At 66.5% G+C, this 628-nt stretch carries 1 protein-coding gene; it reads right to left on the bottom strand.

Annotated features, from left to right (window positions below):
• Window positions 1-55: 55 nt before the first annotated feature.
• Window positions 56-628, bottom strand: a 573-nt coding sequence (locus tag AC1DYI_RS37840; protein WP_477209181.1) for an outer membrane protein assembly factor BamB family protein, incomplete at its 5' end; no start/stop codon positions are given.

Below are 628 nucleotides of genomic sequence, written 5' to 3'. Positions count from 1 at the left end.
CGCCCCACCAGGGCGATAACGGGTTTCAAGGCGGGGCCTTCAATTCAAGAGAAAACTATTCCGGCCGGAATGCGAACACCCCGCCGGCACGGGTGACGATCAGCAGGTTGTTGTCGGACAGCACCGGCGGCGCTGCGACGCGCGAGCCGTCGGTGGGCAGTCGCAACAGCGGCTTGCCAGAATCTTGCGCCAGGAAATGCAGCRGGCCTTCGTAGTCACCAAAGACCACCGTCGTACCCATGGCCACCGGTGCGCTCACGGCACGGTTCAACAGGATTTCACTGGTCCAGGCCAACTCGCCGCTGGCGCGCTTGCGGGCCGTGATGCGGTCGCTGCCATCGGCACTGACCACATAGTCGTCATTGCCACCGACGGCTTCGACGCCGCCGCCGTTCTGCACCCACTTCAGCGTGCCGCGCTCGGCGTCGATGCAGCCCACCGCGTTCTGGAACGAGCGCATGCAGAAGACACTGCCGGTGCGCGAAGGCGGGCCGACCAGGTCAGCCAGGCGCTCGACCTCGTTGGTGCCACGCGGCGTGGTCAACGCGGTGTCCCAGCGCACGGTGCCCTTCAACGGGTCCAGCCCCAGCAGGCGAGCCCCCTGCCCGACCAGCAAGGTGTCCTTGTA

The organism is Ideonella sp. P3_A4 (assembly GCF_056403075.1).
Note: the sequence above shows the minus strand (reverse complement) of the source record. Positions and strands in the feature narration are given on the sequence as shown.